27 protein-coding genes are annotated in these 25,573 nt (G+C 60.5%); 8 read left to right on the forward strand and 19 right to left on the reverse strand.

The window, feature by feature from the left end; genetic code table 11:
* Nucleotides 1–28 precede the first annotated feature (28 nt).
* From PspS35_RS01785 to PspS35_RS01800, 4 genes are all read left to right on the forward strand, one after another.
* Nucleotides 29–838: a transporter substrate-binding domain-containing protein gene (locus PspS35_RS01785; protein ID WP_159932517.1), complete on the forward strand. Its 810-nt coding sequence runs from the start codon at nucleotides 29–31 to the stop codon at nucleotides 836–838.
* A gap of 210 nt (nucleotides 839–1,048) precedes the next feature.
* Nucleotides 1,049–1,846, forward strand: coding sequence for a transporter substrate-binding domain-containing protein (locus PspS35_RS01790; protein ID WP_159932518.1), 798 nt, complete (start codon nucleotides 1,049–1,051; stop codon nucleotides 1,844–1,846).
* Between the two features lie 130 nt (nucleotides 1,847–1,976).
* The gene (locus tag PspS35_RS01795) at nucleotides 1,977–2,936 is read left to right on the forward strand and encodes an amino acid ABC transporter permease (protein WP_159932519.1); all 960 of its coding nucleotides are present in this window, start codon (nucleotides 1,977–1,979) and stop codon (nucleotides 2,934–2,936) included.
* Entirely contained in the window at nucleotides 2,929–3,663 is a 735-nt protein-coding gene (locus PspS35_RS01800; RefSeq protein ID WP_159932520.1) for an amino acid ABC transporter ATP-binding protein, read from the forward strand. Before PspS35_RS01795 ends, PspS35_RS01800 begins: the two co-directional genes overlap by 8 nt.
* 24 nt (nucleotides 3,664–3,687) lie before the next feature.
* On the opposite strand, the gene PspS35_RS01805 is transcribed toward PspS35_RS01800, so the two are convergent.
* The 11 genes from PspS35_RS01805 to ubiE form a co-directional block, all read right to left on the reverse strand.
* Complete coding sequence (locus tag PspS35_RS01805; protein WP_174244776.1) at nucleotides 3,688–5,595, reverse strand: methyl-accepting chemotaxis protein; 1,908 nt, start codon at nucleotides 5,593–5,595, stop codon at nucleotides 3,688–3,690.
* A gap of 185 nt (nucleotides 5,596–5,780) precedes the next feature.
* Nucleotides 5,781–7,697 carry a methyl-accepting chemotaxis protein gene (locus tag PspS35_RS01810; protein ID WP_159932521.1) on the reverse strand — a complete coding sequence of 639 codons (1,917 nt, stop codon included), beginning with the start codon at nucleotides 7,695–7,697 and terminating at the stop codon, nucleotides 5,781–5,783.
* Between the two features lie 191 nt (nucleotides 7,698–7,888).
* Nucleotides 7,889–8,596, reverse strand: a complete 708-nt coding sequence (locus tag PspS35_RS01815) for a 16S rRNA (uracil(1498)-N(3))-methyltransferase (RefSeq protein ID WP_159932522.1) — start codon at nucleotides 8,594–8,596, stop codon at nucleotides 7,889–7,891.
* Nucleotides 8,593–9,384: a twin-arginine translocase subunit TatC gene (tatC, locus tag PspS35_RS01820; RefSeq protein WP_049710428.1), complete on the reverse strand. Its 792-nt coding sequence runs from the start codon at nucleotides 9,382–9,384 to the stop codon at nucleotides 8,593–8,595. Before tatC ends, PspS35_RS01815 begins: the two co-directional genes overlap by 4 nt.
* The gene (tatB, locus tag PspS35_RS01825; protein WP_159932523.1) at nucleotides 9,381–9,782 is read right to left on the reverse strand and encodes a Sec-independent protein translocase protein TatB; all 402 of its coding nucleotides are present in this window, start codon (nucleotides 9,780–9,782) and stop codon (nucleotides 9,381–9,383) included. Before tatB ends, tatC begins: the two co-directional genes overlap by 4 nt.
* Nucleotides 9,783–9,792: 10 nt before the next feature.
* Nucleotides 9,793–10,071, reverse strand: a complete 279-nt coding sequence (locus tag PspS35_RS01830; RefSeq protein WP_003171180.1) for a twin-arginine translocase TatA/TatE family subunit — start codon at nucleotides 10,069–10,071, stop codon at nucleotides 9,793–9,795.
* Between the two features lie 27 nt (nucleotides 10,072–10,098).
* Complete coding sequence (locus tag PspS35_RS01835) at nucleotides 10,099–10,431, reverse strand: phosphoribosyl-ATP diphosphatase (protein ID WP_003209299.1); 333 nt, start codon at nucleotides 10,429–10,431, stop codon at nucleotides 10,099–10,101.
* Between the two features lie 2 nt (nucleotides 10,432–10,433).
* The gene (gene hisI / locus PspS35_RS01840; RefSeq protein ID WP_101265664.1) at nucleotides 10,434–10,826 is read right to left on the reverse strand and encodes a phosphoribosyl-AMP cyclohydrolase; all 393 of its coding nucleotides are present in this window, start codon (nucleotides 10,824–10,826) and stop codon (nucleotides 10,434–10,436) included.
* Between the two features lie 41 nt (nucleotides 10,827–10,867).
* Nucleotides 10,868–12,472 carry a ubiquinone biosynthesis regulatory protein kinase UbiB gene (ubiB, locus tag PspS35_RS01845; protein WP_159932524.1) on the reverse strand — a complete coding sequence of 535 codons (1,605 nt, stop codon included), beginning with the start codon at nucleotides 12,470–12,472 and terminating at the stop codon, nucleotides 10,868–10,870.
* Nucleotides 12,469–13,092, reverse strand: coding sequence for an SCP2 sterol-binding domain-containing protein (locus PspS35_RS01850; RefSeq protein WP_159932525.1), 624 nt, complete (start codon nucleotides 13,090–13,092; stop codon nucleotides 12,469–12,471). Before PspS35_RS01850 ends, ubiB begins: the two co-directional genes overlap by 4 nt.
* A complete protein-coding gene (gene ubiE / locus PspS35_RS01855; RefSeq protein ID WP_003171186.1) occupies nucleotides 13,092–13,862 on the reverse strand; it encodes a bifunctional demethylmenaquinone methyltransferase/2-methoxy-6-polyprenyl-1,4-benzoquinol methylase UbiE in 771 nt (256 codons plus the stop codon). Before ubiE ends, PspS35_RS01850 begins: the two co-directional genes overlap by 1 nt.
* Nucleotides 13,863–14,071: 209 nt before the next feature.
* On the opposite strand from ubiE, the gene PspS35_RS01860 reads away from it, so the two are divergent.
* From PspS35_RS01860 to PspS35_RS01870, 3 genes are all read left to right on the forward strand, one after another.
* Nucleotides 14,072–14,347 (forward strand): polyhydroxyalkanoic acid system family protein, encoded by a 276-nt coding sequence (locus PspS35_RS01860; RefSeq protein ID WP_159932526.1) that lies wholly within the window; start codon nucleotides 14,072–14,074, stop codon nucleotides 14,345–14,347.
* Nucleotides 14,348–14,452: 105 nt separating this feature from the next.
* Entirely contained in the window at nucleotides 14,453–14,875 is a 423-nt protein-coding gene (locus tag PspS35_RS01865) for a phasin family protein (RefSeq protein ID WP_159932527.1), read from the forward strand.
* Nucleotides 14,876–14,887: 12 nt separating this feature from the next.
* Entirely contained in the window at nucleotides 14,888–15,856 is a 969-nt protein-coding gene (locus PspS35_RS01870) for a phasin family protein (RefSeq protein WP_159932528.1), read from the forward strand.
* A 65-nt stretch (nucleotides 15,857–15,921) separates the two neighbouring features.
* Here PspS35_RS01870 and PspS35_RS01875 read toward each other — a convergent pair whose 3' ends face one another.
* The 6 genes from PspS35_RS01875 to PspS35_RS01900 all read right to left on the reverse strand — a co-directional run bounded on the left by PspS35_RS01875 (nucleotide 15,922) and on the right by PspS35_RS01900 (nucleotide 22,219).
* Complete coding sequence (locus PspS35_RS01875; RefSeq protein WP_159932529.1) at nucleotides 15,922–16,443, reverse strand: fimbrial protein; 522 nt, start codon at nucleotides 16,441–16,443, stop codon at nucleotides 15,922–15,924.
* An 18-nt stretch (nucleotides 16,444–16,461) separates the two neighbouring features.
* Nucleotides 16,462–17,412, reverse strand: a complete 951-nt coding sequence (locus PspS35_RS01880; protein WP_159932530.1) for a fimbrial protein — start codon at nucleotides 17,410–17,412, stop codon at nucleotides 16,462–16,464.
* A gap of 2 nt (nucleotides 17,413–17,414) precedes the next feature.
* The gene (locus PspS35_RS01885; RefSeq protein WP_159932531.1) at nucleotides 17,415–19,919 is read right to left on the reverse strand and encodes a fimbria/pilus outer membrane usher protein; all 2,505 of its coding nucleotides are present in this window, start codon (nucleotides 19,917–19,919) and stop codon (nucleotides 17,415–17,417) included.
* 152 nt (nucleotides 19,920–20,071) lie between these two features.
* Entirely contained in the window at nucleotides 20,072–20,794 is a 723-nt protein-coding gene (locus tag PspS35_RS01890) for a fimbria/pilus periplasmic chaperone (protein WP_159937965.1), read from the reverse strand.
* Nucleotides 20,795–20,844: 50 nt separating this feature from the next.
* A complete protein-coding gene (locus PspS35_RS01895) occupies nucleotides 20,845–21,603 on the reverse strand; it encodes a fimbria/pilus periplasmic chaperone (RefSeq protein WP_159932532.1) in 759 nt (252 codons plus the stop codon).
* Nucleotides 21,604–21,640: 37 nt separating this feature from the next.
* Nucleotides 21,641–22,219, reverse strand: coding sequence for a fimbrial protein (locus PspS35_RS01900; RefSeq protein ID WP_159932533.1), 579 nt, complete (start codon nucleotides 22,217–22,219; stop codon nucleotides 21,641–21,643).
* 353 nt (nucleotides 22,220–22,572) lie between these two features.
* Between PspS35_RS01900 and PspS35_RS01905 the strand changes: the two genes are divergently transcribed.
* On the forward strand, nucleotides 22,573–23,235 hold the full coding sequence (locus tag PspS35_RS01905) for a response regulator transcription factor (protein ID WP_159937966.1): 663 nt from the start codon (nucleotides 22,573–22,575) through the stop codon (nucleotides 23,233–23,235).
* A 7-nt stretch (nucleotides 23,236–23,242) separates the two neighbouring features.
* On the opposite strand, the gene PspS35_RS01910 is transcribed toward PspS35_RS01905, so the two are convergent.
* Together PspS35_RS01910 and phaC are read right to left on the reverse strand one after the other, a co-directional pair.
* On the reverse strand, nucleotides 23,243–23,863 hold the full coding sequence (locus tag PspS35_RS01910) for a TetR/AcrR family transcriptional regulator (protein WP_159932534.1): 621 nt from the start codon (nucleotides 23,861–23,863) through the stop codon (nucleotides 23,243–23,245).
* 27 nt (nucleotides 23,864–23,890) lie between these two features.
* On the reverse strand, nucleotides 23,891–25,573 hold the full coding sequence (gene phaC, locus PspS35_RS01915; RefSeq protein WP_159932535.1) for a class II poly(R)-hydroxyalkanoic acid synthase: 1,683 nt from the start codon (nucleotides 25,571–25,573) through the stop codon (nucleotides 23,891–23,893).

Here is a 25,573-nt window from a genome sequence, read left to right on the forward strand (position 1 = left end):
CAAATTTGACTCGGTCACAGGGGACTCAATGATTAAAAGGTATTGTTTGGCATCGCTGATTGGCGCGGTAGCGCTGGTTCATGGTGGCGAAGTGCAGGCCGGTGCCATCGACGACGCTGTACAGCGTGGCGTGCTGAAAGTCGGCACCACACCCACCTACGTCCCCTTTGAAATGACCGACAAGCAGGGGCGTATCGTCGGTTTTGAAATCGACTTGCTGCAAGTCATGAGCCAGGCCCTGGGCGTGGAGCTTGAGCTGGTCAGCGTGGCTTACACCGATTTGTTACCGGGGCTGATGGCGAAAAATTTCGACTTGATAGGCAGCGGCATGACCGTCACTCAAGAGCGCAACCTGAGGCTGAATTTCAGCGACTCTTTCGTGGTGGTGGGCCAGACCGTGTTGTTGCACCCCAGCTTGGTTGGCAAGGTCACGAGCGTTGAAGATCTGGATGACGCCAGCTACCGGGTCGTCACCACTGAAGGCACCACCGGTGAAGCCGCAGCGCAGCAGTTCCTGGGGGCGGCACGCCGCAGCAGCTTTGCAACGCCGGAAGAGGGTGTGCACCAGGTCGTGATCGGTGCAGCCGATGCCTTTATCCATGACGCGCCCTACAACCTGATCGCGGTGAGCCGGCCGCAGAACAGCGCACTGTTGGTGCTGGAACAGCCGTTCACCTTTGAACCCTTGGCATTTGGCGTAAAGAAAGGTGATTTCGACAGCCTTAACTGGATCAACCATTTCCTCAATCAGATAGCTCAGGATGGAACCTATGATCGCCTGCACGATAAGTGGTTCAGGGACACCACATGGCTGGCGGAAATTGATTCAAAGTCATAACTGCTTACACATCAATCCGTTGCCGACGCAGGCTACGCAGGTGTCTACTCCTGCGCTTCGTCGCAGCCTTGTAAGGCATTTCCGACATACGCTGACAACAATTCCCCGTGAAACCTTTGTGACAGGCAACGAGTGGGTTAGCATCGCACCCCGAATTGGTGCAGCCCTTTTGCGCGCCGACCTAATAAGAACCGTTCAGGGGACTTGATGATGAAAAAGTATCTTTCGATGCTGCTGCTTGGCGTCACCGCGCTGGTCGCGGCCACTGCGGCCCAGGCCGGCGCCATCGATGATGCGGTCAAGCGCGGCACGCTGAAAGTCGGCATGGACCCGACCTACATGCCGTTCGAAATGACAGACAAGCGTGGCGAAATCATTGGCTTTGAAGTCGACATCCTCAAGGCGATGGCCAAGTCCATGGGCGTCAAGCTGGAGTTGGTCTCCACCGGTTATGACGGCATCATCCCAGCCTTCCTGACCGGCAAGTTCGACATGATCGGCAGCGGCATGACCCTGACCCAGGAGCGCAACCTGCGCCTGAACTTCAGTGAACCCTTCATCGTGGTCGGCCAGACCCTGCTGATCCGCAAGGAGCTGGAAGGCACCATCAAGTCCTACAAAGACCTGAACGACGAGAAATACCGCCTGACCTCCAAGCTCGGCACCACCGGCGAGATGGTTGCCAAGAAGCTGATCTCCAAAGCCAAGTACCACGGCTATGACAACGAGCAGGAAGGTGTGCTGGACGTGGTCAATGGCAAGGCCGATGCCTTCGTCTACGACGCGCCGTACAACGTGGTTGCCGAGAAGAAAGTCGGCAACGGCAAGCTGGTGTTCCTGGACGAGCCCTTCACCTTCGAGCCACTGGCGTTTGGCCTGAAGAAAGGTGACTACGACAGCATCAACTTCATCAACAATTTCCTGCACCAGATCAAGAACGACGGCACCTACGATCGCATCCATGACAAGTGGTTCAAGAGCTCCGAGTGGCTCAAGGACATGGAATAAGAGCTGACATCGCGTCGACTTCATCCCAGGCAAGCCAGCTCCCACATCTGACGGTGTTCAAAGCTCAAATGTGGGAGCGGGCAAGCCCGCGATGACGGCCTGCCAGTCGATACACATCCCGGAAAGTGAAATGAAACAGAAAAAAGCCCAATGGCCCTGGCACCTGCTGACCGTGGTCGTGCTGGTCGGTCTGGCCGGCGCTTTGTACTACGCCACTTCGCTGATGTCCTACGAATGGCGCTGGAACCGCGTGCCGCAATACTTCGCCTACCAAGCCGAAGAAGCCCAGCGAGCAGCGGATATCTCCACCGTTATTGAGCTGGTCCGCAAAGGCGACGTTGCCGAAGTGACCCTGCGCAACGACGCAGGCGCCGAGCAAAAAGTGACGGTCGCCGACAACAGCCTGCAAGTGGCGCGCGGCGATGATGTGGCGGAAGGCGATGTCATCGGCGTAAACCGCCATTGGGCCTTGGGGCCACTGATGTGGGGCTTGTGGACCACATTGTGGCTGTCGGTAGTGTCCGGCATCCTTGGTCTGGCAATTGGCCTGGCCACGGGGCTGTGCCGCCTGTCCAACAACCCGACCTTGCGTGATCTGTCGACGATCTACGTTGAACTGGTGCGCGGCACCCCGCTGTTGGTGCAGATCTTCATTTTCTATTTCTTTATCGGCACGGTGCTCAACCTGTCCCGGGAGTTTGCCGGGATCGCCGCGCTGTCGTTGTTCACGGGTGCCTACGTAGCAGAAATCGTGCGTGCCGGCGTGCAGTCCATCACCCGTGGGCAGAACGAAGCCGCACGCTCCCTAGGCCTGAGCGCCAGCCAGTCGATGCGCCATGTGGTGCTGCCGCAGGCTTTCAAGCGCGTGCTGCCGCCCCTGGCCGGGCAATTCATCAGCCTGGTGAAGGACACGTCCCTGGTCTCGGTGATCGCCATTACCGAACTGCTCAAGAGCGGCCGCGAAGTCATCACCACCTCGTTCTCGCCGTTTGAAATCCTGTTCTGCGTCGCAGGCCTGTACCTGCTGATCAACCTGCCGCTGTCGAAGATGGCCAGCCGGCTTGAGCGGAGGCTCGCCCAAAGTGATTGAAGTCCGCGATCTGGTAAAAGTCTTCGATACCCGTGGCCAGGTAGTGCGCGCGGTGGACCACGTGACCACCCAGGTGGCCAAGGGCGAAGTGCTGGTGGTGATCGGCCCGTCCGGCTCCGGCAAGTCCACTTTCCTGCGTTGCCTCAATGGCCTCGAAGAGTTCGATTCGGGCTCGGTGAGTATCGACGGCCTGCAACTGGCCGACCCGAAAACCGACGTGAACGCCTATCGCCGTGAAGTCGGCATGGTGTTCCAGCACTTCAACCTGTTCCCCCACATGACCGTGCTCGAAAACCTGTGCCTGGCGCAAAAGGTCGTGCGCAAGCGCGGTAAGAAAGAGCGTGAAGCCAAAGCCCTGGCGCTGTTGGAAAAGGTCGGCATCGCGCAGAAGGCCAACGAGTTTCCGTCACGTCTGTCCGGTGGCCAGCAACAGCGGGTCGCGATTGCCCGGGCCCTGGCGATGGAACCGAAGGTGATGCTGTTCGACGAACCCACCTCGGCGCTCGACCCGGAAATGGTCGGCGAAGTACTGGACGTGATGAAGACCCTGGCCCTGGAAGGCATGACCATGGTCTGCGTCACCCACGAAATGGGCTTTGCCCGCGAAGTGGCGGACCGCGTGCTGTTTTTCGATCACGGCAAGTTGCTCGAAGATGCGGCGCCTGCCGAGTTTTTCGCTGCGCCGAAAGACCCACGCGCCCAGGCGTTCCTGCGCCAGGTTCTGTAGGCCGGGCCTTTGAAAACGGGAGGTTCATACCTTGAATCTCCCCACGCACTGCTGCAGATTTGCTCCCAGTCGCGCCAACTCGATGCTCGCGGCCGCCGTCTGCTCGCTGGCGGCAGCGGTTTGCTCCGAGGCGTCGCGGACTTTCAACACGCTGCGATTGATTTCTTCGGCAACCGCACTTTGCTCCTCGGCCGCTGCGGCAATCTGCGGGTTCATTTCCTGGATGACGGCCACGGTGCGGGCGATCTCTGTCAGCGCGTCCCCGGCGTTGCGGGTCAGGCCGACGCTGTTGTCGGTGAGGGTGCGGCTGTAGTCCATGATGTCGGCCGCCTGTTGCGTGCCGCTGTGCAAGCCATCAATCAACTCTTCGATTTCTTCGGCAGACTGCTGGGTCCGCTGCGCGAGGCTACGCACCTCATCGGCGACCACCGCAAAGCCTTGACCGGCCTCACCGGCCCGTGCGGCTTCTATCGCGGCGTTGAGCGCCAGCAGGTTGGTTTGCTGCGAGACCGACTTGATCACATCCAGCACGCTGCCGATTTTCTGGCCTTCGCGCTGCAGTCCTAGCATGGCTTCGCTGGAGCGAGCCATTTCATGCGCCAGGTGTTCAATTTGCGCCACTGCATCCGTCACCACCTGATCGCCCAGTTCAGCCTGTTGATTGGCCTGGTTGGCGGCGATTGACGCTTGCTCGGCGTGGCGTGCGACTTCCTGGGCGGTGGCGAGCATCTGGTTCATGGCCGTCGCCACCTGCTCGGTTTCATCACGCTGATCATTTACCCCGGCGCGGGTTTGTTCGGTGACGGTCGAGAGCTCCTCGGCGGCGCTGGCGATTTGTCGCGCGTTGTCGCTGATATTGCCGATCAGCCCCCGCAGGTTCAGCGTCATTTGGCTCATGCTGCGTTGCAACTGGCCCAGCTCATCGCGGCGCAGTGTCTGCACATCGTGGCTCAGATCGCCCTCGGCAATGCGATTGGCCACCGACAGCGCCTTGCGCAGCGGGTGCACGATTTGTCCGGCGATCACCCAGGCAGCCAGGGTGCCGAAGAGCAAGGCGGCGGCGGTGGTGCTTAACGTCTGGGTGCGGGCTTGCTCGGCTTCACGGTCGCGCCGCTGGGTCTGGTCCTGGCTCAGCAGGTCACTTTGCACAAGCAACTGATCCAGCTGCTGCTCCAACTGGTTGTGGGTGCTTTCGGTCGTGAGTTGGGCGTCCCTGAGGCGAGTCAGATGGGTGCGGAAGCTGAGCACGGCATTTTTCAGTGCGCTGCTGTCGACCGGCAGCTTGGCCACGTCGGCCTGGGCGATTTCAAGGCTGCGCTCTGCGTCAACCACGGACTGGCCATAGGCATCCAGCGAACTCGCAGCCCAGGCCGGGCTCTTGGCTCGATCTTCGGCCTGCTCCATGGCCTGGCGCAGGTTCTCGACGGTATCCAGGGCCTTTTCATCGTCCTGGTCAGGTAAATCACTGGCCAGTTGTGCCAGCACATCGCCGGCCCGCGTGGCGCTCTGTGTCAGTTGTTCGCGGGCGTTTTCGCGCTTTTCCACCAGTGCGGGCACGCCCTTGAGGGTGGACTTGAACGTCGCGCAGATGCGGGTCATCTCCTGCAGGTATTGAAGGGATTTAGGGACTTTGAGGCGGTTCGACATTTCTGTCAGGGCCTTGTCGACCTTCTCCATGCTCGCGCTCAATCGATTGAGGCTTTCAGCCTCGTCCAGGGTGCGGTAGAGGATTCTATCGGCGCGCAGTTCTTCGCCCGCCACCGCCAATTGCGCCAACACGGTCAGCGTTTGCGAGCGGTAAAGGGAGGCAGCCAAGGCTTGCCAGCCGGTCACGGCAATGACAAGGCTCAGGGCCAGTACCAGGGCAAAACCCAGGGCCAGTTTGAGGGTGACACTGGCGTTACCCAGCAGATGAGTCATTCGACGAAGCATGATTGACCTCCGACAAGTGAACTAGCGGGCGTTCTTCTATGTGTCGGAGCACTGCGGGTGCGCGATCACACATGAACTGAGTTGAACGCTAGTGACTTTGAAGGTCGGGTGGGCCTGAAAAACGTGTAGGAAATTTCACAGATTGCAGGCGGCGACCCAGGGCAGGTCGCCGCACGGGGAGGGGGTCAGACGCGGAAGCGGCCGACCAATGCTTGCAGGTGGGTGCCCAGGCGCGCCAGTTCGGTGCTCGACGCGGCGGTCTCTTCACTGGCTGCTGCGGTCTGTTCCGATACATCGCGCACGTTCAATACGCTGCGGTTGATTTCTTCCGCCACGGCGCTTTGTTGTTCGGCGGCGGTGGCGATCTGGGAGTTCATCGCCTGGATGGTCGAGACCGTGCGCGTGATGTTCTCCAGCGCGCTCCCGGCACGGCGGGTCAGTTCGACGCTGCTGTCGGTGAGGTTGCGGCTGTTGTCCATGATGGACGCCACCTGTTGCGTACCGCTCTGCAGGCCGGCAATCAGCTCTTCAATCTCTTCGGTGGACTTCTGGGTGCGCTGGGCCAGGCTGCGCACTTCATCGGCGACCACCGCGAAGCCACGTCCGGCTTCACCGGCGCGTGCGGCTTCAATCGCGGCGTTGAGGGCCAGCAGGTTGGTTTGCTGGGCCACGGACTTGATCACGTCGAGGACGCTGCCGATCTTGTCGCTTTCGCGTTTCAGGTCGCCCATGGCGACCGTGGAGTTGCCGACCTCAGTGGCCAGGCGCTCGATCTGGGCGATGGCTTCACCGACCACCTTGTCGCCTTCGCGGGCCTGCTGGTCAGCCGCTGCGGCAGCCTCGCAGGCTTCTTCGGCATTGCGTGCGACTTCCTGCACGGTGGCGGCCATCTCGTTCATGGCAGTGGCCACCTGGTCGGTTTCGACTTTCTGGCTGTTGACCCCGGCGCTGGTCTGCTCGGTAACCGCTGACAGTTGTTCGGCGGCGCTGGCGATTTGGGTGACACCGTCGCTGATGCCGCCGATCAATTCGCGCAGGCCCACGGTCATGCTTTGCATGGCCCGTTGCAGTTGGCCCAGTTCGTCCTGGCGCAAGGAGGTCAGGTTGTGGCTCAGGTCGCCCGAGGCGACGCGTTCGGCGACCTTGAGGGTTTGGTCCAGCGGGATGATGATCTGGCGGGTGATCGCCCAGGCGGCTACCAAGCCAAAGATCAACGCCAACACAGTCGCCAGCAGCAACATGGACTTGGCTTGCGCGGCATCGGTGTCGCGCACCACGGTTTGGGAAATGGTCAGTTTGTCGCTGTGGCCGAGCAGCAGGTCGCCTTGGGCGCTCATGGTTTTAAGCGCTGCTGCGTTGGCCACTTGCGAGTCGCGGTACTGGCTGACGGCGGCGCGGTAGGCTTGCAGCGAGACGCTGGCCTGTTGCAGGTTGGTTGAATATTGATCAGGCAGTTGGCCGTTGAGGCCGGTGATTTTTTTCAGGGCGTTGTCGATGGCATCCAGTGCCGGTTGCTCGGCTTCGACCTTGCCGCTGTAGGTGTAGCCGCGTACCTGGAAGCGCGCCTGCTGGATCAGCTTGCTCACGTCCACCACGCTGTTGAACAGGCTGATGCTGTCGCCTTGCAGCAACGACTTTTCGATCTCGTTGATTTTGACTACCGCATTGTCAGCGGTGTCACCCAACTTGCTACGAGCGTTTTCGCGGTTCGCGCCGGCCTGCACCATGTCGCTGAATGCGCGCTTGTACTGGTCCACGGCGGCCAACTGCTCGTCGACCAGCGCCGCGTCGGCGGGTTGCTCGATCAGTTTGCGGGCGGTGTTCAGGCCGCTGTCGAGCTTGTTCAGCAACTCGCTGACCGCGCCCGGGCCTTGTTCGCCACGACGCATGTCATAGTCCAGGCGGGCGAGACGCAGGTCCTTGGTCAAGCCATTGAGGCTGGAGATAAAACCCAGCTTGTCACCGCGACTGATCACATCGCCCAAGCCGGTCCAGCCGGTGAGGGTGATCATCAGGGTGAGCAGTAATACCAGGCCGAAGCCCACGCCCAGCTTGGTTTTGACGCTGACATTCCCCAGCTTTTCGGCTAACCAACGATACATGCTGCGAACTCCCTTGGAACAAGGCTTGGACTTATTCAGGGGTTATCGGCACGGCCCCGGGATTCTGTAGCAACATAGCTCCAATGTGGGAGAGGGCTTGCCCCCGATGGCGATGCATCAGTCAGCTTATACGGCGCCTGACACACTGCTATCGGGGGCAAGCCGCCTCCTACATTGGATGTGCGGTGTGTTTAGAAGAGGCGGGCGAGGAGGGCCGTCACGGCGGTTTCGACACGCAGGATGCGCGCACCGAGTTGTACCGGCTGCAGGCCTGCCTTGGTCAACAGGTCGACTTCGTAGGGAATCCAGCCGCCCTCCGGGCCAATGGCCAGGGTCACTGGCTCATCCAGCCCTCGGGGACACGCCGGGTAATCACCCGGATGGCCGATCAGGCCCAGGGTGCCCTCGGTCATGGCCGGCAGGCGGTCTTCGACGAACGGCTTGAAGCGCTTCTCGATAATGATCTCGGGCAGCACTGTGTCCCGCGCCTGTTCCAGGCCGAGGATCAGTTGCTCGCGAATCGCCTCGGGCTCCAGGAACGGAGTTTGCCAGAAGCTCTTTTCCACCCGGTAACTGTTGAGCAGCACCACCTTCGGCACGCCCATTGCCGCCACGGTTTGCAGTACCCGGCGCAGCATTTTCGGGCGGGGCAGGGCCAGCAGCAGGGTCAGGGGCAATTTGGCCGGCGGCGGTTGGTCGAAGCTTACTTGCAGCTCGGCTTCGCTGGCCTCCAGGCGCAATAACTGCGCGCTGCCCATCAACCCGCCAATGCGCCCCACGCGCAGGCTATCGCCTACGGCGGCGCGGTGGACTTCGTGCATATGCACCAGGCGTCGATCACGCAGGATCACCCGGTCGGCCGCGATAAAGTCGGCCTCTTCAAGCAGCAGCAGGTTCACGGCTGGGTCGCTGGCGGCTGGTCGTCGTCGGCGGGTTGGTCATCCGGGTGTTCGCCACGCTTGCTGATCAAGCCGCTGAACAGGATGCCGATTTCGAACAGCATCCACATCGGCACAGCCAGCAGGGTCTGGGAGAAGATGTCCGGTGGGGTCAGGATCATGCCGACCACGAAGCAGCCGATGATCACGTACGGGCGGATCTTCTTCAGGTAGGCCACGTTGACCACGCCGATCCACACCAGCAACACCACCGCCACCGGGATTTCGAAGGCCACGCCAAAGGCGAAGAACAGCGTCATCACGAAGTCGAGGTAGCTGGTGATGTCGGTCATCATCTCCACACCGGCCGGGGTGGCGGCGGCGAAGAACTTGAAGATCAACGGGAACACCAGGAAGTACGCGAACGCCATGCCCGTGTAGAACAGCAGGATGCTCGATACCAGCAGCGGCACCGCGATGCGCTTCTCATGCTTGTACAGGCCGGGCGCGATAAAGCCCCAGATCTGATGCAGGATCACCGGGATCGCCAGGAACAGCGAGACCATCATCGTCAGCTTCAACGGCGTGAGGAATGGCGACGACACGTCGGTCGCGATCATCGTCGCCCCGGCCGGCAAGTACTGGCGCAGCGGCGTGGAGACGAAGGTGTAGATCTGCTGGGTAAAGGCGAACAGCCCGGCAAAGATGATGAAGATGGCCGCTACGCAACGCAGCAGGCGGGTACGCAGCTCGGTGAGGTGCGAGACCAGCGGCATGTGCTGGTCGTTTTCCGGTTTATCAGCGCTCATGGGGCTCGCGGCGGCAATGTAGGGTCATGGGGCGCGGGCGACGCAACGGGCGTCGGCGCAGGCTCGGTCGGGGTGGCAACGGCGGGCGGGACTTGTGCTGCAGGTGTGATGCTGTGTTCAGCCACAGGCGTTGCCGGTGTGGCCGGTTCATTCACCGGCGAAAGAATCTTCCGTGCTTCCTGCTCCAACGACAGAATATGTTCGTTGTGCAGCTGGCGGCGGATCTCGTCGGCGCCGATTTCCCGTTCAACTTCCTGTTTGATGGCGTTGAAACTGCGTTTCAGGCGCCCGATCCACAGGCCGGCCGTGCGTGCGGCACCGGGCAGGCGTTCCGGCCCCAGTACCAGCAGGGCCACGAGGCCGACGAGCAGCAGTTCAGAGAAGCTGATACCAAACATTAGTCAGTGCTCACGAGTCTTTGCGGGTCGGCTCTTCGACTTTCTCAGCCTGCACGTCGAAGGTACGACGCTCGGTGATCGGCTGGGTGGCCTGCGGGTGTACAGGCTGCGCCGGCGGTACCGGATTGGCGGCCGGGTCGGCGGGTTTCTCGTCGTCGTTCATGGCTTTGCGAAAGCCCTTGATCGACTCGCCCACGTCGGTGCCCAGGTTCTTGAGTTTCTTGGTGCCGAATACCAGTACCACGACCACCAGAATGACGATCCAGTGTTTCCAGTCAAAAATGCCCATGCTGCAAATCCTCTAGTCTTAAGTTATTCAAGCGGACGGGCGCGAGGCCTTTTCGGCATGCCCGGACAAGCCGAAGCGACGGTCCAGTTCATCCAGCACGGCCTGTGGATGCTGCCCCAGTTGGGCGAGCATGACCAGGCTATGGAACCACAAGTCGGCGGTCTCATAGATGACATCGCTGCAGTCGCCGCTGATTTGTGCGTCCTTGGCGGCGATGATGGTCTCGACGGACTCTTCGCCGAGCTTTTCCAGAATTTTGTTCAGGCCCTTGTGGTACAGGCTGGCGACGTAGGAGCTGTCGGCGTCCGCGCCTTTGCGGTCTTCCAGCACCTGTGCCACGCGGTTCAGGGTATCGCTCATGGTCAGTGTCCTGCGGAGTAAATGGCGTGCGGGTCTTTGAGCACCGGCTCTACAACCTTCCACTCGCCGTTCTCGAACACGCGGTAGAAGCAGCTGTGACGGCCGGTGTGGCAAGCGATGTCGCCGATCTGCTCGACCTTGAGGATCACCACGTCGGCGTCGCAGTCGATGCGCATCTCGTGCAGGGTCTGTACGTGCCCGGACTCTTCGCCCTTGCGCCACAGTTTGCCACGGGAACGTGACCAGTAAATGGCGCGCTGCTCAGCGGCGGTGAGGCTCAGGGCCTCGCGGTTCATCCAGGCCATCATCAGCACGCGCCCGGTCTTGTAGTCCTGGGCAATGGCCGGCACCAGGCCGTCACTGTCCCACTTGATCTCGTCCAGCCAGTCTTTCATGTTCGGCTCCGGCAATTTGCGACAGTGTATAACCGGATTGGCTATCGACGCACGATCAGATAAACACCCACGGCGACCATGATGCCAGCAGGCCAGTGGCCCAACTGGTTCAACGGCCCGCCGATGGCCAGCATCACCCCACCGACCAGATGCGCGGCGCCCAGCAGGCGCAGGAACCAGTCGTCCTTGCGTTTGTGCCACGGCGGCGGCGGGTCTTTGGCGTGGGGCTGGGACATGCGCTCCAGCAGGTCGCGGGTCATGTTGGCCAGGTGCGGCAGTTGTTCGAACTGGCTGTGCAGGTTGCCCAGCACGGTTTTCGGGCTCATGCGCTCGCGCATCCAGCGCTCCAGGAACGGCTGGGCGGTGTTCCACAGGTCGAGGTCGGGGTACAGCTGACGGCCCAGGCCTTCGATGTTGAGCAAGGTTTTTTGCAGCAGGACCAACTGCGGCTGCACTTCCATATTGAAGCGCCGCGCCGTCTGGAACAGGCGCATCAACACCTGGCCGAAGGAGATGTCCTTCAGCGGTTTTTCAAAGATTGGCTCGCACACGGTGCGGATCGCGGCTTCGAATTCGTTGAGCTTGGTTTCTGCCGGCACCCAGCCCGAATCGATGTGCAACTGCGCCACGCGGCGGTAGTCGCGCTTGAAGAAGGCAAACAGGTTGCGCGCCAGGTAGTCCTGGTCTTCCGGCGTGAGGCTGCCGACGATGCCGCAGTCGATCGCGATGTACTGCGGGCTCCACGGGTTGACGGTGCTGACGAAGATATTGCCGGGGTGCATGTCGGCGTGGAAGAAACTGTCGCGAAACACCTGGGTGAAGAAAATCTCCACGCCGCGCTCGGCAAGCATCTTCATGTCGGTGCGCTGGTCGGCCAGGGTCGCGAGGTCGGTGACCTGCACGCCGTAGATGCGTTCCATCACCAGCACTTTGGGGCGGCACCAGTCCCAATACACTTGCGGCACGTACAGCAACGGCGAGCCTTCGAAGTTGCGCTTGAGCTGGCTGGCGTTGGCCGCTTCGCGCAGCAGGTCGAGTTCGTCATAGATGGTTTTTTCGTAGTCGGCGACCACGTCCACCGGGTGCAGCAGGCGCGCATCGGCAGAGAAGCGTTCGGCGGCGCGGGCGAGGATGAACAGCCATGCCAGGTCCTGGCCGATGATCGGCTTGAGGCCAGGGCGGATCACCTTCACCACCACTTCTTCGCCGGTCTTGAGCTGCGCGGCGTGTACTTGTGCCACGGAGGCCGAAGCCAGCGGCTCGACATCGAAGCGGCTGAAGACTTCGCTGATCTTCTTGCCCAGTTGTTCTTCGATCAACGCCATTGATTGCTTGGAGTCGAACGGTGGCACGCGGTCCTGCAACAGCATCAATTCGTCAGCGATGTCTTCGGGCAGCAGGTCGCGGCGCGTCGACAGGATCTGGCCGAACTTGATGAAGATCGGGCCCAGGTCCTGCAACGCCAGGCGCAGGCGTGCGCCCCGGCTCAGCTCCAGCTGTTTGCGCGGGAACCAGCGCCACGGCAGCACATAGCGTACCGCCAGCAGGAACCACGGCAGTGGCAGGGCGAACAGCAGGTCATCGAGGCGGTAGCGGATTACGACGCGCTGGATACGAAACAGACGGCGGACGGCGAGCAGCTTCATGCGTTATCGCTTGGATCAAGGGAACGGCTCAGGCGCTCGAAGCGGGCCTCAAGGCGTTCCAGGTCGATTTTGGCCTTGTCGAGTTCACGAAAGCGCGCTTGCGCTTCCCGCTGCCCGACCAGGGTGCGCGATTCTTCGCTCAGGTATTCGGCGAGGTTCTGGTTGAGGCTGGCAAACCCTTGCTGGTACCAACGCGAGCGGCTGCGCAGGTGACCGCTGATCAACTGGGTGGCCACGGGGCCGATCCAGCGGGACAGCTCGTACTCCCAATCCAGTTCCAGGTCTTGCAGCACGGCGGCCAGGTCCATCAGCACCGCGCTGTCGCCTTCCAGATGCACTTCAGGACCGTGGAGGATGGCGGTCTTGTTGCGGCTCAACGCCAGGTGCAGCAGGCTCGATGCCGGCGCACGCAGGGTGCAGTCGGCCTCGGCGGCCCAATGGCTGGCGAGCAGCAGGCCTTCATCGCTGGGCAGGATAAACAGCTGCAAGGCGGGGCTGGTGCAGTCGACGGCAATCACCTTGCCATTCAAATGCCCAAGCCGTGCCAGGGCGGTACTGTCCAGGCGCAGCACACGGTTGAGGCCGTGTTCAACGCTGGCGAGCAGGCCGGCGAGCAGCATCAGGGCTTGATGCCACGGTGCAGGGCGACGATGCCGGAGGTCATGTTGTGGTAGGTCACGCGGTCGAAACCGGCTTCTACCATCATCGACTTCAGGGTTTCCTGGTCGGGGTGCATGCGGATCGATTCGGCCAGGTAGCGGTAGCTCTCGGCGTCATTGGTGATCAGCTTGCCCATCAACGGCATGAAGGCGAACGAGTAGGTGTCGTAGACCTTGGACATCAGCGCGTTGGTCGGCTTGGAGAACTCCAGTACCAGCAGGCGGCCACCGGGCTTGAGCACACGCAGCATCGAGCGGATCGCGTCTTCCTTGTGGGTGACGTTGCGCAGGCCGAAGGCGATGGTCACGCAGTCGAAGTGGTTGTCGGGGAACGGCAGCTTTTCAGCGTCGGCCTGGACGAATTCGATATTGCCGGCCACGCCCTTGTCGAGCAGGCGATCGCGGCCGACCTTGAGCATCGAGCCGTTGATGTCCGCCAGTACCACCTGGCCGGTCGGGCCGACGAGCTTGGAGAACTTGGCTGCCAGGTCACCCGTACCGCCGGCGATGTCCAGCACGCGGTTGCCGGTGCGTACGCCCGACAGTTCGATGGTGAAGCGCTTCCACAGGCGGTGCATGCCGCCGGAGAGCACGTCGTTCATCAGGTCATACTTGGCGGCGACGGAGTGGAACACCTCAGCGACTTTTTCCGCCTTTTGGCTTTCCGGGACGTTCTTGAAGCCGAAGTGAGTGGTGGGTTCGGCATCGCTGCCTTTGCGCTGATCAGTCATATCGCTGTCACCAAAAGAGAATGCGGGACATGATAATCCCCAAGGCCTGCTTTGTCTTGGCAAGGCTGAAGACACCGACGCAATCTGCAGCTTGCGGGGCAAGCCCGCTCACTGCAGATTGTAGAGTTGCGTATGGGTAAGATAGGCCGCCACCGAGACCTTTTGCCGCATGGAAGGTATTCAAATCCCTATAAAGAGGAGTCATTGCAATGGCCCGTATAACCGTTGAGCGTGCACATTCCCTGGGTAAAGAAGGGGCACGGGCAAAGGCCGAGAAGTTGGCACATAAACTCAAAGAGCAATATGGCCTGGAGCCGTCCTGGTCTGGCGATACCTTGAACCTCAAGCGTTCCGGGGTTAAAGGCACGGTCTTAGTGGCCGATGATTTGCTGCGCATCGATGTGGAACTGGGCCTGTTGATGTCGGCCATGAGTGGCACTATCAAGTCCGAAATCGAGAAAGCCCTGGATAAGGCGCTGGCCTGACCTGGCTGTTCTTAGGGTGCCGATTCTAATTTTCCAGCCTACTTTGTGCCCAAGCCCTCAACTCCTGCGGGCCGTTCCTCCACCCTATCCTGCGTGAGGTGCACCATGGCCAAAGTTATCCTGAAGAAAAAAATCGACGTACAGACCGGCACCCTGACTGACGTTAAAACCTACGCCCGCAAGATCTGGCTGGCAGGCCTGGGTGCCTATGCCAAGGTCGGCGGCGAGGGCGGCGACTACTTCAAAGAGCTGGTTAAGAGCGGTCAACATGTTGAAAATAAAGGTAAAAAAGTTGCAGTTGAACAACTTGATGCCGCCAACAGTCAGATTGACCAAGTAAAGAGTAATGTCTCCGCCGTCAAAGGTCTGGTAGAAGTTCAGCTGGATAAAGTTGAAAAAGCTTTTGATACTCGTGTTGCAAGTGCCTTGAATCGAATCGGCATTGCGTCTAAACATGACGTGGAGACACTCTCTGCTAAGCTCGAAGAGCTGACGGCATTGCTCGAACGTGTCGCGCGTAAACACTAAGGAGACATCGGGATGGCTGTTAAAAAGACTACTCAGAAAGAAGGCAGCTCGTGGGTCGGGAAAGTTGAAGAATATTCCCGCAAAATCTGGCTCGCTGGTTTAGGCGTTTACTCGAAGATCGACAGTGACGGCAGCAAACTCTTCGAGACGCTGGTTAAAGACGGCGAGAAGGCCGAGAAGTTGACCAAGAGCGCAGTAGGTAAACAAGTAGGCGCTGCCAAAGCTACCGCCGGTTCGCGCATCAGCGATGCGAAGAAACAGGTATTGGGTACTTGGGGCGAACTCGAAGGGGCACTGGACAAGCGACTCAACAGCGCTATTTCGCGCTTGGGCGTGCCGAGCAAAGCTGAATTGAAGGCATTGCACGGCAAGGTCGATACCCTGACCAAGCAGATCGAAAAACTCACCGGTGCCAAAGTGGCTCCTGTGAAAGCGGCTGCAGCTAAACCGGCTGCCAAGCCTGCCGCTAAAACCGCTGCCGCCAAGCCTGCCGTGAAAACGGCCGCCAAGCCTCTGGTAAAAGCGGCTGCCAAACCGGCTGCAAAACCAGCCGCCAAGGCGCCAGCAAAAGCTGCCGCTAAACCGGCTGCCAAGCCTGCGGCGAAAACCGCTGCCGCTAAACCGGCCGCCAAGCCAGCTGCAAAACCTGTGGCGGCGAAGGCAGCGACTAAACCTGCAGCGAAGGCTGTAGCAAAACCTGCTGCTAAAACCGCTGCTGCCAAACCTGCTGCCAAGCCAGCCTCTGCGAAACCTGCGGCCAAACCGGCTGCTGCCAAAGCGGCCGCCAAGCCTGCCGCGAAACCTGCGGCGGCGAAAAAGCCCGCTGTAGCGAAAAAACCAGCATCACCAAAGCCTGCCGTTGCCGCCAAGCCCGCCACTGCGGCCCCGGCTGCTTCGACAGCCAACTCGGTGTCCGCACCGACGCCTGCTGCTACCCCGACTGCAACGCCGGCAACCCCGACGCCAACCAGTCAGTCCTGATTTTTCCGGGACGTACAGAAAAGCCCGGCCTGCGAAGGTCGGGCTTTTTTGCGCGTCAGGATTGATCAGTTGTAAGTGATCGAAACGGTAACCGCAGTGGCCAGGGTGCCTTGGGTGATGGCTGCGCCGGTTTTATGGTACGCGGCCCTGAGCGGCAGTACGGCCTTGTTTGCGCTCGTTGCAATCGTGCGGCTGCGCTTAGCGGGGGTGCCGTTGGCAGGGATGTCTGCAATGCCCTGGTGTTGCAGCCAGAGGGCGGTGCCCCCCGCGGTTCCCGTATTGGCAAACATGGCGGCGTTTCCGGTGGCGGGTGTGCCTGCGAACAGGAACGTCACAGTGCTGACGTCCGATTCGCAGTCAGCGGAGATCTCGAAGGTCAGTGCGCCTGCAAAGTCGGTGGATTCGAAATCGGAGACCTTGACCGTTGGCAGTGTGACAGTACGGTTCACATCGCCGGCAGCCAGGTTGCAGGTACCGCCGTTGACGAGGCCGATAAAGTGCAAGCTGCCCGTGGTCTCGGCGTGGGTGGGGGGAGCGGCCAGGCTCGCAGTGATTGAAAATAGTGCTGATAGCGCTCGAAGGCTCATTCCATAACCCTCAGGGTTTTAGTCATAGGTGATGTTGACGGTGGCGGTGCTGGCGAGCGTGCCAGGCCTGACCGTGCCGTTTTTGTGATAAGCCGCGCCGAGCGGCAAGACCGCTTGGGCACCGGAAACCGCCACCGTGCGTGTGTTTTCGGTGCCGTTGGCAAGAATGTTCTGGGTCCCACCGCCGATGCGTGAGTACAACCGCAGCGCAATGCCGTCGGCGGTGCCGGTGTTGGCAAAGACGTGGTCATTGCCTGGCGCGGGTGTGCCGGAAAAGCGGAAGGTTACGTTGGCGGCGTTGGTGCAGTGTGCGGCTATTTCAAAGTTGCGGGCGCCTGCGGTGATAGCGTTTTTGAATGCGCTGACTTGCACCGGGTCCAGCGAGATGGAGCGGTTGACGTCGCCGGTTGCCAGGTCGCAGGTAGCGGTGGGGGTAACAAAACGCACAGCGGTGTTTAGCCGAAAGTGAGAAACTTTTCTCCCGTCCCAGTTGATTTCCTGAAGGTTTCCGCTGGGGATCGTACCCGCTGATACCGGTCCGATTTTGTAAAACTCTGCCGATGTATTGAATAGGGTATGTTCATACCGTTCAGGGCGAAGCGTTGCGACACTGCTTACCATTGGGTGAAAGTGGGCTATGCCGCCGTGCAGGCTTGAGCGAATCAACATGCCGACACCTTCAACGTTGGTTTGATGAACGCCTCGCAGTCCTGGCAGCGTTACAAAGGTTTTGAAGCGCCCGGTGGTTATCTGGGTGATAGGGGTCGGGCAGGTGCTGATACCTGTGCGAACGGATCCGGTAACTGGCGCGCGAGCGATCAGCCCGCCCACCGGCAAATTCCCCGGCACAGTGATAGTGCCCGCAAAAGAGAAGCCGTTTTCGAAATGGGGATAGTAATTGCAGGCCTGAACAATGGGCACCTGGGAAAGCACACTCAGTATCGAAATGAATTTTATGGATTGTTTCATTTTCAGCCTCGCGTCAGAAACAGGGGCGTTTTAACGCAGGTACCGGCGTTCAAATCGCGTAAACGCTCAGCACCGACGGTGCCAGTAGCCTTGTTCAGGTCGTAGTGAAGTCGGCAGGTGGCTGCGGCACTCGAACCCCATTTGATGTGCAGTTCCCCCGGGTTGTGCGTCACACGAACAAAGGCCTTGCCGCCTTGCCCGACCACGCCGACGCTGGCGCCGTCTTCCTCAAATACATCCGCGCCAAACGGCAGTGGGCTGCCATCCTCGCGCAGCGCTGTGATCAACAACGCCTGGCCGCTGAGTGTCTCGAACTGCAGTTTCACCACCGAACCGGCACGCGGTGCGACGTTTTGCGCGGCGGTCTTGAGTTCCACGTCGACGGCGAGGTCCTTGGGGTCAAGCTCGACTACGTTCTGGCGGTAGGGCGTGAGGTGCGGTACTACCGCATAGCCGCTTTTGCCGACCTGTGCACTGTGGCTGCCATTGACCCGTGCGCCTTGGGCGTCGGGCGCTTCAACGATGCCGAGGGTATCGCCTAACTCCGGGGCAAAGGTCACGCCGCCCGCATGGGCGACAATACCGCCGGTCATGCCCAGCGACGTTGAGCGGTACGCATCGCTTCGGCCATACCCGGCGGAAAGCACCCCCAGGTTTGTCTGGTATTTCATGTCGGCACTGGACACATTGCCACTACCCTGGGCCTGGCTGGTGCTCACGCCGTAGCTGAGCTCGTTACGGTCGCCAAGGCTGCCGCCCAGGCTGACACGCTCACCGCTGCTTTGCTCGCCGTGATAGGTCGTGGCGGTCAAGGTGGGTGAACGTGCGCCGCTGCCCAGTGGCAGGCTCACGGTTATGTCCACTTGCTCGTCGACTCTGTCGCTCAGCAAGTCGCGGGTGCGCTGTGCACTGACGGTGTAGTGAAGGTGCTTCCACGTGCCGCTGTAGCCGGTGCTGAACGTCAGGTTGCCGCTGTGGCGGTTCCAATAGTTCTGTGATGAGCCGGTGATGTACACCGAGCCGTTGTCCAGGCTTTGGTTGAGGCTGATGTCCATCCGGTCACGCAGACGTGACAGGTGGTCCAGGTTTGATCCGTCGATGGCAAGGTCGCGAACGCGTGCGGCGTCGCTCACGCTGAGGAAACCTTCGGTGGAATAACGGTACGCCCCGAGGGCGAAGTGGGTACCTGTGTTGGCGAAATTTTTGCTGTAGCGCAGCTGCAGGCTTTGGCCTTCACGTGGACCATGCCCCGGTATTTTTGCGTACGAATGGGTCAGGTCAAGCGACAGCGCGCCCAGCGGGGTATTGAAGGCGGCACCCAACAACTGTGACCGGTAGTCATCGCCCGCCACCACGCCGGTGTAGCCGGTCAACAGATTGCTCAGGCCGCGCTGGTAAGTGGCCTGTATCAGCGTGGGAGGATGCTGCAAGCCGACTTCATCCAACTGACCGATACTCAGCGCGTAACGCCCGTAACCGGGACGTAGCAGGTTGGCGTTGGCTGCAAATGGCACGACGAACTCACGCTGACGACCATCGGCCTCGGTGATCGTGACGTTCAGGTCGCCGCCATAGCCGGTGGGGAACAAATCGTTGAGTACGAAAGGCCCGGGTGCGACCGACACTTCATCCAACAGTACACCGCGCTGGCGCACCGTAACGCGAGCGTTGGTCTCGGCGACGCCACGTACCACCGGCGCAAAGCCGGTCTGGGAGTCGGGCAGCATCCGATCATCGCTGAACAGGCTCGCGCCGCGCAGGCGCACGCTGTCGAACAGTTCACCGGGGGTGTAGATCTCTCCCGCCATCAGTTGTGATCGCAGCGGGCCCAATTCATGCTGCACGTAGGTGGCACTGCTTTGATAGCCGGCACCGAGTGCAGAACGGCTGTAACTGCCGGTGTGGCGCCAGTGCCAATCGCCCAGGTTGAGCCCGGTGTTGAGGCCCAGGTAGCTGGAGCCGAGCGAGCGGCCGTTTGTCTGAGTGGTAAAGGTGTTGGTGTTATAACGCACGAAGGCGGCATTGATCCCACTGTCCCACTGTTGCGGGTCGACATAGCCCCGCGCCTGGCGCGCCAGGTAGATCTGCGGAACCTGCAGGTCCAGGCGGTTTTCACCGGGATCAAACAGGCTCGTGGCACCCGGCAGGTAGGACGCGATATCGGCGCAGCGGGAAAATGCTGCTGCGGGTGCTGCTGTGTCCAGGCTGATGCCGAACCTGAGCAGTGCATCTCGCTCCAGGCATAACTGCGTCGCTGCCTGGCGTTCGCTCGTCACGAAGGTCAGGGTTTCACGCCCGATCCACTGACCGTTGAGGTGGATATCCGCACGGTAGCTACCGGGCAGGATGACGTTACCCCGGTTGAATTTTGTAATATCGATCGGCGAGCCGTCTGCGCCAGCTGCAAAAAAGGCTGGGTTGAACTCAACCAGTTCGGCGCTCTGGGCGCCGCTGGCATGCGCAACCCCCATCAGCAGCAGGGCGCGCACTGTGCACTTGAAACTCATGTCTACGTTCTCAAAAAACAGGGTTGCCCGAATGGCGGCATGGGGCATGCCCGCCTTGATAAACGGGCATCCACTGAAGGCGTTCGATGACGCAAATAGCCGGTTCAACCAGAGGGCTGACAGTCAGGGTGGGAGGCTGTGTGCCTGGGCCGTCATGGGGACACCTTGGCGCTGTGCGAGACCTTTGTTCCAAAGTCGTCGAGCGTCTGGAATTCAACGGTGGCCGCACTGCCCGGGGTAGCCTTGAGGCTGGGCAGCTCAAAGCGTTGGCGCCCGCCGGGAATCACCATGTTCTCAGCGCCTGAGGCCGAGGTTTCGCGGGGGTAGCGTTGCCCGCCCTCCAAGACTTCAATGTGTTCGAATGTCAGGTAGTAGGGGGTCGGGTTGTAGGTCTCAAGCGCCTGGCCTTGCTTTGTCGATACGTAGCGCCATTGCAATTTGCCGGGTGCTGCTTCGGCCCCGTAAGGCAGGTTCGGCGGGCGAAAAAACAACTTGATCCGAGACCGAAAAGCCAACTGCAGTTGGTTGCGCTGTTGGGCACCTGCTGGTTGTGAGGGCACCTCCAGCAGGTTGAACCAGAACAGGCTTTCCTGGTCCTCTGGCAACGTTTCGCCGGTAAAGGCCACGCGTATCACCTGTTGTTTTCCGGGCTCCATGCGAAAGATCGGCGGTGTGACGACGAAAGGCATGCCGGCCAGGTCCGGTGTTGAGTGTTCATCGCCAGCGTCCAGCCACGTCTGGACCAGCACCGGTGCCTGGTTTTTGTTTTCCAGCCGGACAGTGACCTCCTTGTCACTCTGGGGGTAGATAATCCGCGTGTTGTTGATGACAACGCTCGCGTGCGCTGCAACGGCGGCAAGCAGTACAAACATCATCGTTATGAGCTTGGCCGGCAGGTGCGAAATGAATATGTCCTTCATGACGGTCACTGCGCGCCTGAAGAGGCAAGGCCCGTCGAATGGCGTACCCGGGCACCAAAGTCACTGACGGTGGTGAACTCGACGGTAGCTGCGCCGCTGGGGCGATTGCGCAGTTGGGGCAGCACAAACAGTTTCACGTCACCGGCCGGCATCAGCAGGCTGTCATTGGCGGCCTTGTTGGGGGCTTTGCTGAACCGTTTGCCATTGCTCAGCAAGTCGATCGTGGCCAGGGACACGTGGTAGGGCGTCGGGTTGGTGACCTGCAGCGCAAAACCCTTTTCGTGGGGCACCAGTGTCCATTGCAGTTTTGTCGGGGCGCTGCTGACCGGATAGGGCAGTGTCTGTGGTCGCACAAATACGCGCAAACGAGTACGGAACGACAACTCGATCTGGTTGTTCTGCGCGGCATCCACGGCGCGCGGCGGCACTTCCAGTACGTTCAGCCACAACAGGCTTTCACGGTTGCCAGGCAATGGCCCTCCGGTATAACGCAAGCGCAGCGCCTGTTGCTGGGAGGGCTCAATGCGAAAGAGCGGTGGCGAGACGCTCAGCGGCGCCTGTGCGGTCGCGGGCGTCGAATGCCGGTCGCCCGTATCCAGCCAGGTTTGCACCAGCGCCGGGAGGCTTCCCCTGTTCTCCAGGCGCACCACCACTTCCTGCTGCTCGACAGGGTAGATCACCCGTGTACCGTGGATAATCACACCTGCATGGGCGGGCAGCGCCAAGAGGACGAACGTACAGGTGGCAAGCACAAGGCTTTTCATCGCATGGGTCTCCCTGCATCACGAGGCTTTGCCGGCCTTACTCGGCGTACTCGATCATGAAGCCCACACGCGTCTTGACCTTGCCTTCGGAGGCTGGCCCGCTCGCGTACAGTTGTGCCGCCAGCGGGATGATTGCCTGGTTGTCGGCAATGACAACGCCTTCGGATTTTTCGGTGTAAACATTCAGAGGTGTGCCGTTGCGACGGGTGATTTCGACCTGCACGTTTTTGGCGTTGGTGGTGTCGGACGGGTCGTCGTAACCGTCGATGTTCAAACGCCCGGTCGCCACATCGATGGCCGGGCTGGTTGGGTCGAATGCAACCATTGCGGTGCGCCCGTTGGTGCAACTGCCCTCGCCGGGTGCGCCGATGCGAAGGGTGAAACCGGTCGGGTTGGCGCGATTGCCTGCCGTGGCCAGGCGTGCAGCGGAGACACCGCCGAGGTTGACGTCCTTGACCACCGCGCCCGTACCAGATGCAGCCCCTTCGACGGTGCAGGTTACATCGGTCACCAGACCGCTGAAATTGATAACGCCATCTGCCGCATAGGCGGAGGGCGAGAGCGTCACCGTCAAAGCTAAAGCGGTTGCGACGATGGAGAGTGCGTGGACGTTCATGGTGTTTCCAGTACTTGAGTGATAAAGCGGCTCGAATTTCTTTCGAGTAGCGGACACACATAATTTGTATCTAAAAGTTAAATTTCTCTATAGAGAAGTTGCGATTTTCCGTTCGTGATTGTTCGAAAGGATATTGTTTTGTTTAAGTTTTTTTCGAGGTGTTGTTGGTCTTTTAAAGATTGCTCTAGGAATGTTCTGTCAGTTCCTGCTGTAAGTTTCCGTACTATTTTTTACTGATTTAGGAGAAGTCGCGTGTTATATCGAACTGGGTAGCGTGCGAGCGTATGCACGCTGCTGCATTAACTTATGCGGGTGTTCTTATGCCTATTTCAACCGCCATTCCGTACACCGTCATGTTGTTGGATGACCATGAAATGGTCAGGCAGGGCATTGAGCTGGGCCTTGGCGAAGCATCCGATATCAAAGTGATCGGCTCCTTTGGCACGGGCTCGCAATTGCTGGAGGCTCTGGCCCGGCAACTTGCGGATGTCGTGGTGATGGACTTTGTCCTGGCGCCGTCGGACATCGACGGCTTGAGCTTGCTTCAGGCATTGAACAGACGCTTCAGCCAGTGCCGGCCGTTGATTGTGGCGTCGCACTACACTCCTGCGACCGTTGCATTGTCGTTGAAGGCGGGGTGCTGGGGGATTCTGGGTAAGACGCAAAACCTCACGGAGTTGATCACAGCGGTGCGAACCATTGCCCAGGGACGGGTGTACTTGCAGCCATGCATGGTGCCGGCCCTTCAGGGGCTGCAGTCAGTCATTGATGTTGCGAGTGTGAAGTCGAGGGTAGGCTTCTCGACTCAGTTGCAATTGAATGCCTGCCTCACACCCAAAGAGCAGGAAGTGTTGCGTTGTTTTCTGGATGGGATGTCAGTCAACTCAATAGCGGCAAAGTTCTCACGCAGTGCCAGTACGATCAGTACGCAAAAACAATCGGCGTATCGCAAGTTGGGTATCAAGACTGACAGTGAGCTGTTCAAGTTTACCCACCAGTTCGGTGAGCCCGGATGACCGACTCTCAGGCCGATTCATCCAGATAACTCAGCGCCAGACGCTCCGTTGCCAGCCGCGCGGGTAACAACAGGTGCGGCGCCACCAACATCATGATCTGGTACACCACGACCTGCACTTCGCCTTCGCGGTCGAGAATCCGCTGGTAGTCCAGAGAAAACAGCAGGGTCATGGTGATCTGTTCCACCAATTGCCCAAGCGCCTGGGTATCGCTGACCAGTTGTCCATCCGCTTTGAGCCGGGCCAGCAGTGACGCGAGCGTGCGCTTGAGGGCGGTCAGCAGGGTGCGGATACCCTTGGCCAGTTTGGGCAGGCGCCCGGCCAGGTTGGACAGGTCCTGGAACAGAAACCGGTAATGGGCCATGCGCTCGACGATCAAGTGCAGGAACAGCCAGTAATCCTCTGCCACCAGTTGCGCGTCCGCCGGTGGATCAAGCAGCGGCGCCAGCTCATTTTGAAAGCGCTCGAACAGCCCGAGCACCAGTGGCTCCTTGCCATGGAAGTGGTAGTAGAGGTTGCCGGGGCTGATCCCCATTTCATTGGCCACCTCCATGGTCGACACGTTCGGCTCGCCCTTCTGGTTGAACAACTGCAGGGCACATTCAAGGATACGGTCGCGGGTCTTCATCCAGTCTTCTTAATCTGATCGTTGAGCTCAGCGCACGTGCACGTAGGTGCCCGGCGCTGCTTCCATCGGTGGGTAATTCTGGTTGCCCAGGGCGGTAAGGGTTTCGCGTTGCGCGCCCGAGCGCTGCTGGATCCACTCCAGCCACTGCGGCCACCAACTGCCTTCGACGTGGTTGGCGTCGTAGTACCAGGCGCGTGGGTCGCTGCTCAGCTTGGGGTTCTCGACGTAGTTGGCCTTGGGGTTGCCCGGCGGGTTGAGGATGCTCTGGATATGCCCACTGTTGGACAGCACGAAGCGCCGGTCGCCACCGAGCAATTGGGTGGAGCGATACACCGCGTCCCACGGCGTGATGTGGTCGTTGATGCCGGCTACGCTGAAGCTGTCCACCGTGACTTTCTGCAGATCGATGGGCGTGCCGCACACCTCCAGGCCGCCGGCGTGGGCCAGCGGGTTGTGCTTGAAGAAATCCAGCAGGTCGCCATGCAGCGCGGCTGGCAGGCGGGTGTTGTCGTTGTTCCAGTACAGGATGTCGAAGGCCGGCGGCTCCCTGCCCAACAGATAGTTATTGATCCAGTAGTTCCAGATCAGATCGTTGGGGCGCATCCAGGCGAACACCTTGGCCATGTCGCGGCCGTCCAGCACGCCTTGCTGGTAGGAGCGGCGCTTGGCGGCTTCCAGGGTTTGCTCATCGGCGAACAGCATGGCGGGGCTGTCGATCTGGCTGTCCAGCAGGCTCACCAGGTAGCTGGCGCTGGAGATGCGGCGCAACTGGCGCTTGGCTTGCAGGTGGCCTTGCAGCGCGGCGATGGTCAGGCCACCGGCGCAGGCGCCCATCAGGTTGACCTCGCGGGCGCCGGTGATGGCGCGGCAGACGTTAAGAGCTTCCTCCAGGGCGGCGACGTAAGTCGAGAGGCCCCACTCGCGGTGCCGCACATCCGGGTTGCGCCAACTGACCATGAATGTCTGCAGGCCGTTCTTGAGGGCGTACTGCACAAAGCTGTTAGCCGGGCTCAGGTCGAAGATGTAGTACTTGTTGATTTGCGGCGGCACGATCAACAGTGGCTTGGCGTACTGTTTTTCGCTCATGGGCTTGTACTGGATCAGTTCCAGCAGCTCATTGCGAAACACCACCGAGCCGGGTGTGGTGGCGACGGTCTTGCCCACTTCAAACGCGTGCTTGCTGACCTGGCGCGGCAGGCCGTTGTTGTGCAGCAAGTCTTCGAACAGATTGCTGGCGCCGCGCACCACGCTGTTGCCGCCGGAGTTGAGCAGCTCCTTGATCGCCAGCGGGTTGAGCAGAGTGTTGGAGGGCGACACCGCATCGTTGATCAGCGCGAAGGCGAAGTGCGCGCGGGCGCGGTCGTCGGCGCTCAGGGCGCTGTCGTCGATCCAGTGGCGGGTTTGTTTCTGCCAGCTCAGGTAGGCTTGCAGGCTGCGCCGATAAAACGGGTTGAGCGCCCAGGTCGGGTCGACGAAGCGGCTGTCGTGCGGGTTGGGCTCGTGCACGGTCTCACCGAGCAGCACGCGACCCAGTTGGTTGCCCAGGGCCAGCGCGTGACGGGCGGTATGCAGCGGGTTACGCAAGCCGTGGACGGCGACACTGCGCAGGGTCGACAGCAAATCCCGGCCACGCAGGCCGGTGATCGCATGTTGCGCATTGATGAACGCAGCGGGGGTGGGCGCCGGGTTCGTCACAGGTCTTTCTCGCAT

The sequence above is a fragment of the Pseudomonas sp. S35 genome (genome assembly GCF_009866765.1).
Lineage (GTDB): Bacteria > Pseudomonadota > Gammaproteobacteria > Pseudomonadales > Pseudomonadaceae > Aquipseudomonas.